Raw genomic sequence first — 8,849 nt, 5'->3', positions numbered from 1 at the left:
AAGCTTGGTGGTCATCAGGTTTAATTTCCACAGCTTGATCGTAGGATGCGATCGCTTCTTCGTAGCGTCCCAAATTATCCAGCGCAATCCCCCGGTTGTTCCAAGCTTCGTGGTCATCAGGTTTAATTTCCACAGCTTGATCGTAGGATGCGATCGCCTCTTCGTAGCGTCCCAAATTATCCAGCGCATTCCCCCGGTTGTACCAAGCTTGGTGTAACTCAGGTTTAATTTCCACAGCTTGATCGTAGGATGTGATCGCCTCTTCGTAGCGTCCCAAATTACGCAGCGCATTCCCCCGGTTGTACCAAGCTTGGTGTAACTCAGGTTTAATTTCCACAGCTTGATCGTAGGATGCGATCGCCTCTTCGTAGCGTCCCAAATAACCCAGCGCAATCCCCCGGTTGTTCCAAGCTTCGTGGTCATCAGGTTTAATTTCCACAGCTTGATCGTAGGATGCGATCGCCTCTTCGTAGCGTCCCAAATAACCCAGCGCAATCCCCCGGTTGTTCCAAGCTTCGTGGTCATCAGGTTTAATTTCCACAGCTTGATCGTAGAATGCGATCGCGGCTTCGTATTCTTTGACTGTAGACAGCAAATTTCCTAGTTCAAATAGTAGCTTTACCTTACTATCTTCTGTCTGGTGTTTTTCTATCAACAAGTCTTGAATTTCTAAAACTTTTTCAATCTTTTGTTCTTGAGTGAGTTGCAAATATTGTTCATAATCTCCTGACAAGATCAAACGAGTTGATTCTTGTTCAACTAATTCTGGTGTTGTAGGTAATTCAAATACTCCAGAACGCCAATCAAAAAAATCCGGGGCGCGATGAATTAAATAATTTATCGAAAACGATCGCAAAAGAAAAACAAAGCAAAATGGTAAATCATCTCTAAATCTTTCTCGCTGTTGATTAAGATGATTTAAAATATGCGGTACACTGGTTATATCGCTAAATTTCCCTTCTGTAATTTCGCCAAAAGTTCTTTTCTCATATTTATATAAAGAATATTCCAAACCTTTAATCAATAAAATATCAATTTGCTTATCTTTAATAAACTCAGTCACTCGCTGATATAAATTATCAATCGCCTCAACTAAGTGCAGCGCATAAATTTTCTTCTGAGGAATATCCTGTGAAAGTTTGGCAATTAAACGATCTGCTTCCACAGGAGTACATTGCACAAAATACAAACCAAATCCTGATTTTCGCTTTAATGCACGAACCAAGTCTTGATAAACTTCTTCTGGTTCTGGGGGTAAATCTTCATCCCAATCACTTAAATCTGGATTCATGACAATACTGCTCGGATAAGACAAATAAATTGACATTTAAACCCTCTAGAGACGTGCCATGACACGTCTCTACATGGCCAAAATTATGACGAAAAATCCTATCCCTTGCACTATTGAGGTTCATGGAAGTTTCGTTTCGCCACAGCTTTTTTAAATTCTGCAATTCCTTGAATCAGGGGATGAATATCATACCAACACTGCATCTCTCGCTGATCATCTAAATAGCGATATTCTAAAAGACAGCGATTGTACATCAAACTCCGATACTGGTCATCATTACGAATTTGCTTAAAATGTGATACTTCTGCCAATATATTCCATTGATTATCTTCTACTGCACGGCGATAGGTATCTCTAGCTTGAGTAATTGCTCGTCGCACTGCATTTTCTGTAATTGGTAACTCTTTAGTACGTGCAATGGCATCTTGAGTTAACAATAACAAATTCCTAATATGACCTCCACTCATCAAACAAAGTCTTTCTAAGGTGTTAGGACTATCAAAAACATCTTTTTCTAGTGATAGTTCCGGTGCAATTTGTCGAACTCGCTTACTAATTACTTCTTCAACTTTCTTCAGTCCAGGTTGGTAAATTTCCCCATTGAGAGTTCTTACCATAATCATCGGTAAAATTAGGCATTCACCATAGGTATCCCGAATATCTGGCGCTCGTTTAGAATACAGCAAAGAAATGGGTGCAGTATAAATCAAATGGCAATCCAAAGCTTTTAGTTGTTCGCTGCGGTTAAAAAAAACTTCCTCATAGTTGGTGCTATCTCCCTCTTTGACTAACACCATCCGGTCTAAATTATCCACAATTAACGCTAATTTGGTGTAGCCAGTAGGGAGTTTCTTTTTCGCATCCGCCAGAAATTCATTCAACACCTTAATTAAAGTCAGACTTTCGGGGTCTATTTTTTTGCGAATTTCTTGACGTAAATTGGGAATGTTTCTTAAATTTGCTGTTAGCTTGGCAAACTGAGCAAGTTGTGCTTCTACTTCCATGCTCTCAAACTCCATCTCAGTCTGTGCCAAGTCTTTTAAATCTTGCCAGCGTTTTTTTAACCAGTTTAGTATCGGATCAGGATTGGCAAATGTGTGTAAATCTTTGAGCAATCGTCGAGTACAGGCGAGGAGTATATCTGTATACTGAGTGTCTTCTGATTGAATATCCTCTTCATCAGCTGCAAAATACACCACATAAAATTGCCGATTTTGTAAATAGTTCTTTAACCTCTGTAGTTCTGTAGATTTCCCCGAACCTCGATGACCAGAATACAATTGGCAAGTCTTTTGATTTGCCAGTTGCATCCTATTTCCCAACTCATCTAAAATATCCGCATCTCCCCTGACTTCCTGACAATCTACGTACTTTGGATCACCTGCGGGTAAAGGTTCAAAGGGGTTAAAAGCGTTGTATAAGTTTGTTAATAAGTCATTATTATCAAGCATAGGTAATAAATATAGTGATGTTTTTCATATTAACGAGATTATAGAAAGTTAAATCTATGAGATCCGGGACTTTTTGAAAAAGTCCCGGATCTGAACACCCAAGTAGAGACGTAGCAATGCTACGTCTCTACTTCTGATGGAATGACGAAAAATCGTTCATAAGGGGTGTCACCCCTGATTCGCCAGCTGTATCTTTCAAAAAGTCGGGGATCTGAAGACCCTGGGTTTCCTTACGTCAACCCAACCTACTTTTAATGTACAAATTTAGACCACTCGTGAAGTTTTCGCCATTGCTTCACCAGTGTTTGCAATTCCTCCGACAACCAACTATCAAATTGTGGATAAATTGGCAACCTTGGCACTAATTCCCATCCCGCAGGCTGTAAAATTTCTCTTAATTCCTGCTCTTGAATATGAGGATAATCTGGATTTACTTCATCTTTGGGGCCAATTCCACCTAAATCTCTCGCCCCAGCTTCTAAACATGCGATTAACCACTGCTGATCTTGGACTAAATTTGGTGGAATTTGAATAGTAATATCTGACGGTAAAATCTGACGCGCTTTGAAAATTACTTCTGGTAGCTGATTGGGATCAAATGGTGGCGCATCAAAGCTTTGCTGATTACCAGGACTATGGGGTTGCAAAATTACTTCTTGAATGTGATGATAACGCTGATGCAAATTGGCTATTCCTTCCAAAGTTTCCCACCAATGATTTTCCGTTTCTCCAATTCCCAACAATAAACCTGTTGTGAATGGTATTTTTAATTCTCCAGCCCACTCTAATTGTTGCAGTCTCAAATCTGGTAATTTACTTGGCGCATATTTGTGTACAGTTTTTAATAAATTTGGGGTTAACTGTTCTAACATCAACCCCATAGAGACATTTACCTGCTTGAGTTTTTGCATTTCTTCAAAACTCAATGGTCCAGCATTTGTATGTGGCAAAAAATCCATTGCTAATGCTAATTCACACAAATCATAAATGCGCTGAAACCATTCTAAACGCCGTGATGATTGGGGATGAACTTCACCACTGAGGATGAGAATTTCACAGACGTTTTGATTTTTAAGTTGTTGCAAAATCTGTTCGGCTGCTATTATTGTCAACCAAGGACTTTGACCCGGATCTGTACGAAAATTGCAATAGGTACAGCGATTAAAACATTCATAAGTAAGAACAATAGTGTAAGCCGGACTATAAGTGATTATGTTCATAACTAGTCGCTAGGTGCGAAAACTTGAATGTAAGCAACTGCCAAAGGTGTGAGTTTGGTTTCAAGTTTAGTCATCACGGCGCGATCAAATGTTGACCAAACTCGTTTTTCACCTAAAATTTCTGGTTGTAAAATACCCCATAATTGACCGTCTTGACACAAGTGAGCATGAATTAAGGCTCGATGTCCAAAATGTTTGCGTTCAAATTCTTTGTTGACAACTTTTGGACTAGCGGTTTCCACATCTTCGACATAAACAGAAGGATCACTTCGCAGTGCTGCTGCATATAAAGGATCTTCTTTTGGTAATGAGTCTGGCTCTAATTTCCATTCAGAGTCTATAATTTCTGGAATCTCTTGATTGCGTCGCCAGCAATAAGCAACTTTTCCAAATTTAGTTTCAGGATTTCTCAGAAAAAGAAAACAGCGATCGCATTGTAATACTTCCCCAAGCGCTGGAAGTAAGGCAGCAAATACAGAATCTGGCTCGTTATATGTGTTAAGAACGTTTTTTATCGGTTTGGGCAAAGTTAGATCGGTCATTGAACAATAAATTATTTTGTTGCATATTTTGTCAATAATTTGTAATTTAAAACATCATTCCACCGATATAGATAAAAATGGGCTTAATCTTATTGAATTAAAATAACTGCTTCTTGAACCTTCGTAGAAAGAGCTTTTTGCAAACCTTGCTCAACTTTGCCAATTAATTGGTCAAAAGCTTCTTGATTTTCTGTGAGTTGCTCTTGCAACACCTTCTCTAACTCCGGCTTAATTTGTTTGCAGATATCGTCGATTTTCTTGTCGTTTAAAAAACTAGGACGCATCCAACCGGGAACATCGACATTTGTCTTGATTGCTTCTTTGACGCCCTGACGATTTAACTCCATGCCTGCTGCCATCACCGAAGCGCCGTATACTAAAGCAATCGGCCAGGTAAAGTGTCCGGTGAGGATGAGAGTGATGATGCTGGCGAGAGTACCTCCACCGATTACCACATTAATGATAAATGCTACTGTTTCAGCCAGGATTGCATCACCAATGCGTAACTCTGGGTTGACAAAAGCAGGATCAATCCCTTCCTCAAACCTTAAACTGCTTCTGGGTATATGAAATTGACGACAAATCGGATCGGTTTCTGTGGCTAAGTCTGGTTGAATTTTATTATTAAACCAATTAATACATTGATGATTGATTACTTGTTGAGCGCGATCGCTTTTTAACCATTGTTCTGCTCTATTCTTCATAGATATTTCCAAATCAGCTAAAGTTCGGATTTGGTTTTTTTGCCAATCTTTAATACTGGTTCTGACAGCACTTTCAATCAAATTATCTGCTAGTGGCTTGGTTAATAATTCGACTAGCTCCGGAATATGTCTCTCAATCAAATTTTTCAGCTTTTGCGATTCAAATAATTTGTTGACTTCTTGTTTGAAAGCAGATGCACGCAAATCCCATCTTCCGACTCGCGCCAAACCCAAAGCAATACATCGTTCTGGTTCTGGATCGGGACGCAGGAGGGTTTGTGGTTCGGGAAAAATTTCCTGACAAATTTGGTGGGTAAACTTCATCCGAGATGCACCACCAGTCATCAGTAAAAGTTGCGGCACAATATTTTGTTGATCCAGCTTTTGTTTTGCTTCATCGACTGCGGCGCGAAATAATTGCATCCAACTATTTTGCCCCAATTCAGACAAAGGTTGGTTTAATATTTCCTCCATCATCAATTTGTTGACTTGGGGAATAAAATAAATCTGTTCGTTTATCGATTCAAAACCACGAGCAAAAGATTGAGAATCGCTGTATAGTTGTTCATTAGAAAAATAATTTTCTTTAGCTTTGCGACAAGCAAGTTCACAACGAGCTTGGTGGTGTGGATATTCGTGAAATACTTTTTTGAGTAAGGCTTTTTGCTCGTGTTTAGCGAGAGTACGTTCAAAAATAGCGCGATCAATTAAAGATGCTCCTAAAGCATTACTACCAAAATCTACAGGAATTTCATGTAAAGTTTTAACTAAAGTAAAATCAGTAGTTGAAGAACCAATATCCACAATTAGCACCGATGATTTCAGCTTTTCATACTCCAGTTTCCCGGCTTCCTTGGCTTGCATAAAAGCAGCGCGTGATTCTGGTACAACATGCAATTGGGATGCTACCGCCGCTTGCAGTAGCTTTTGATATTCTTGGCGATCGCTCATTGACCATCCAGAAGGACAACCAACATAAAAATAGCTATTTTCCCCACCTTCCATTTGTTTGCTTTCTTGCAAAAGACGGTAGTAGGTAGCAACAAAAGTACTTATTGTTTTCCTGTAATTTAGCTCATGATTTGGTTTTTGTTTAAAAGATATTTCTAGTTGATTAACACCTGCTTGAATTAATGCTTGTTCTCCCACAAGATAACCAAGTTCGGGATGCCAACCAAGAGCCGTGATTTGGTTTTTCTTATTATTAATTTCCAACATTTGGGGAGGCTCAATGCTTTCCACAATCGCTTTGGCAACAGCCGTTTCACCATGTCCTAAGTCAAAACCAATTGTTTCTAAAATTTCCATATTTTTATCTGTTTGTATTCTCTAAGTAAAAAAAAATTCAAAGATGTGGGGACACGGAGATACGGAAAGACTCAAATGGAGGCTGAAAAGGAAAGCTCTGTTAAACTTGCCTTAAATGGATAAATTAAAGTTGATCTCACAAAACAAACTGAAACTACACTCAGCATCGAAGTACAATTGCTAAGTTGTGATTGTTTTCATACTACTAAATTCTCTGATTTTCAGAATTATAGCCCTGGATTCAACTTCAAAATCTAGACTTTCCCACTCAAACCAACAATGACAGAGCTTACTCCTAATTCTAGTTTTAGTTTGACACTCCGCCTGGAGATTCCCAACCGGATTGGCATGTTAGCTAGCGTGACTCAGGCGATCGCCACCACTGGTGGTAATCTTGGTCAAATTGATTTAATCGAACAAACTAGATCTGTTTCTATTCGCGATCTCACCGTTGATGCTGCTAGCACCGAACACGCCGAAGCAATTGTGCAAGCAGTCAAGGCTTTACCAGATATTAAATTACTGAGTGTTTATGACCGCACCTTTAATCTGCATCGGGGCGGCAAAATTAGTATTAGCAGTAGAATTAGCCTCAAAAGCGTGTCTGACTTAGCAATGGCGTACACGCCGGGAGTTGGACGTATTTGTACAGCGATCGCTCAAGACCCAGAAGAAGTTTACAAATTAACTATTAAACAAAATACCGTAGCAATTGTTACCGATGGTAGTGCGGTTTTGGGTCTGGGGAATCTTGGCCCAGGGGCTGCTTTACCAGTAATGGAAGGAAAAGCAATGCTGTTCAAAGAATTTGCTGGCATCGATGCTTTCCCCATATGTTTAGCTACCCAAGATACAGATGAAATTGTCCGTACTGTGAAAAATATTGCGCCTGTATTCGGTGGTGTCAATTTAGAAGATATTGCTGCACCTCGTTGCTTTGAAATTGAACAAAGACTACGGCGAGAGTTGGATATTCCGGTTTTTCACGACGATCAACATGGTACAGCGATCGTTACCTTGGCAGCCCTGTTTAATTCTCTCAAGTTAGTGCATAAGTCAATCGATCAAATTCGCATCGTGATTAACGGTGCTGGTGCAGCTGGAATTGCGATCGCTCGTTTATTGCAAAAAGCCGGGGCTGATAAAATTTGGATGTGTGATTCTAAAGGTATTCTTTCCACGAGTCGCACCGAGTTAACAGAAGAAAAGCGGGAATTTGCTGTCAAAGCACAGGGTACTCTTGCAGGTGCAATGCAAGCAGCAGATGTATTTATTGGTGTGAGCGCACCGGGAGTAGTGACACCAGAAATGGTGCGTTCGATGGCGAAAGATCCGATTGTGTTTGCAATGGCAAATCCCATTCCCGAAATTCAGCCAGAATTAGTTAGTAATGAAGTAGCTGTTATGGCTACTGGGCGTAGTGACTACCCCAATCAAATCAATAATGTTTTGGCTTTTCCGGGGGTATTTCGCGGTGCATTAGATTGTCGAGCCGAAACGATCACCACTTCTATGTATTTAGAAGCAGCAAGTGCGATCGCTTCTTTAGTTAAACCATCAGATTTAGACAAGGAGCATATCATTCCTTCTGTATTTGATGAGCGCGTCGCCACTACTGTTGCAGCTGCGGTGCAACGTGCTGCACGCCAGGATGGTATTGCTCACAGTTAAAAATTAATCCTGTGTGGCTTTTTTATTACTTTTTCAGCAAATCCTACTTTATAATTTCCACACAACCCCACCCCGGTTTTGTCTAATGCCAAAACAGCCCCTCCCCGCGTGCGGGGAGGGGATTAAGGGGTGCAGGGTGGTTTCATACAAGCAGAGAAAAATTAAAATCTTCTTTTAAAGCCTCTCCCCTTATTAAGGGGAGAGGTTTGGAGAGGGGTAAAAATCTATGCTTCAAAACGAGAAATACAGACTTACATATTTTTCTTTTTTCGTATGAAACCACCCTGGGGAGGGGATTAAGGGGTGGGGTGCAATGACTTTGGGAAGTATAACTAATTATCCGAACTTGATATTACTTATAAACTGCGACCGAATCTTGCGCTTCGCGGTATAATCCCTTGGCAATACGGAACATTTCTTGACCTGTGTGCAAATAACTTTCGTCGTAATTCAAGGGGAAATATTCCAATTCATCTAGTCCATCACTAATTTGATTGAGGCAGTAATAAAGATGAGCCGCTACTCTTGCTAAACTGGGGGGATTAGGTAGGGAACGAAAAGAAACTTGTGCTTGTTTGAGGTCTTCTCGACAATTTTCTAAATAATCCGTAACTCCCCAGGTAGGACTGTAAGGATCATTCCATTGAGAGAAGAATTATGGT

General features: G+C 40.1%; 6 protein-coding genes and 1 pseudogene. 1 reads left to right on the top strand and 6 read right to left on the bottom strand.

Translation table 11 applies throughout. The features are described 5' to 3' along the window. The 5 genes from AC5JMK_RS08450 to AC5JMK_RS08430 all read right to left on the bottom strand — a co-directional run. Positions 1-1,291, bottom strand: a 1,291-nt coding sequence (locus AC5JMK_RS08450; RefSeq protein ID WP_495909858.1) for a tetratricopeptide repeat protein, incomplete at its 3' end; no start/stop codon positions are given. A 110-nt stretch (positions 1,292-1,401) separates the two neighbouring features. Beyond that, positions 1,402-2,742 carry an AAA family ATPase gene (locus tag AC5JMK_RS08445; protein WP_096677951.1) on the bottom strand — a complete coding sequence of 447 codons (1,341 nt, stop codon included), beginning with the start codon at positions 2,740-2,742 and terminating at the stop codon, positions 1,402-1,404. A gap of 251 nt (positions 2,743-2,993) precedes the next feature. After that, entirely contained in the window at positions 2,994-3,962 is a 969-nt protein-coding gene (gene cofG / locus AC5JMK_RS08440) for a 7,8-didemethyl-8-hydroxy-5-deazariboflavin synthase subunit CofG (RefSeq protein WP_495909857.1), read from the bottom strand. A gap of 2 nt (positions 3,963-3,964) precedes the next feature. Next, entirely contained in the window at positions 3,965-4,504 is a 540-nt protein-coding gene (locus tag AC5JMK_RS08435) for a GAF domain-containing protein (protein ID WP_096677949.1), read from the bottom strand. Between the two features lie 89 nt (positions 4,505-4,593). After that, positions 4,594-6,516 (bottom strand): Hsp70 family protein, encoded by a 1,923-nt coding sequence (locus tag AC5JMK_RS08430; protein ID WP_495909856.1) that lies wholly within the window; start codon positions 6,514-6,516, stop codon positions 4,594-4,596. Positions 6,517-6,795: 279 nt separating this feature from the next. Between AC5JMK_RS08430 and AC5JMK_RS08425 the strand changes: the two genes are divergently transcribed. Continuing rightward, entirely contained in the window at positions 6,796-8,187 is a 1,392-nt protein-coding gene (locus tag AC5JMK_RS08425) for a malic enzyme-like NAD(P)-binding protein (protein ID WP_096677947.1), read from the top strand. Between the two features lie 352 nt (positions 8,188-8,539). Here the strand turns inward: AC5JMK_RS08425 and AC5JMK_RS08420 are convergent. Further along, positions 8,540-8,794 (bottom strand): annotated as a pseudogene (locus AC5JMK_RS08420) (molecular chaperone DnaJ); the annotation flags it as partial. Between the last annotated feature and the right edge of the window lie 55 nt (positions 8,795-8,849).

Source organism: Pelatocladus sp. (assembly GCF_059505505.1).
The sequence above is the reverse complement of the archived record's forward strand: the minus strand, read 5'-3'. Positions and strand labels throughout refer to the sequence as shown.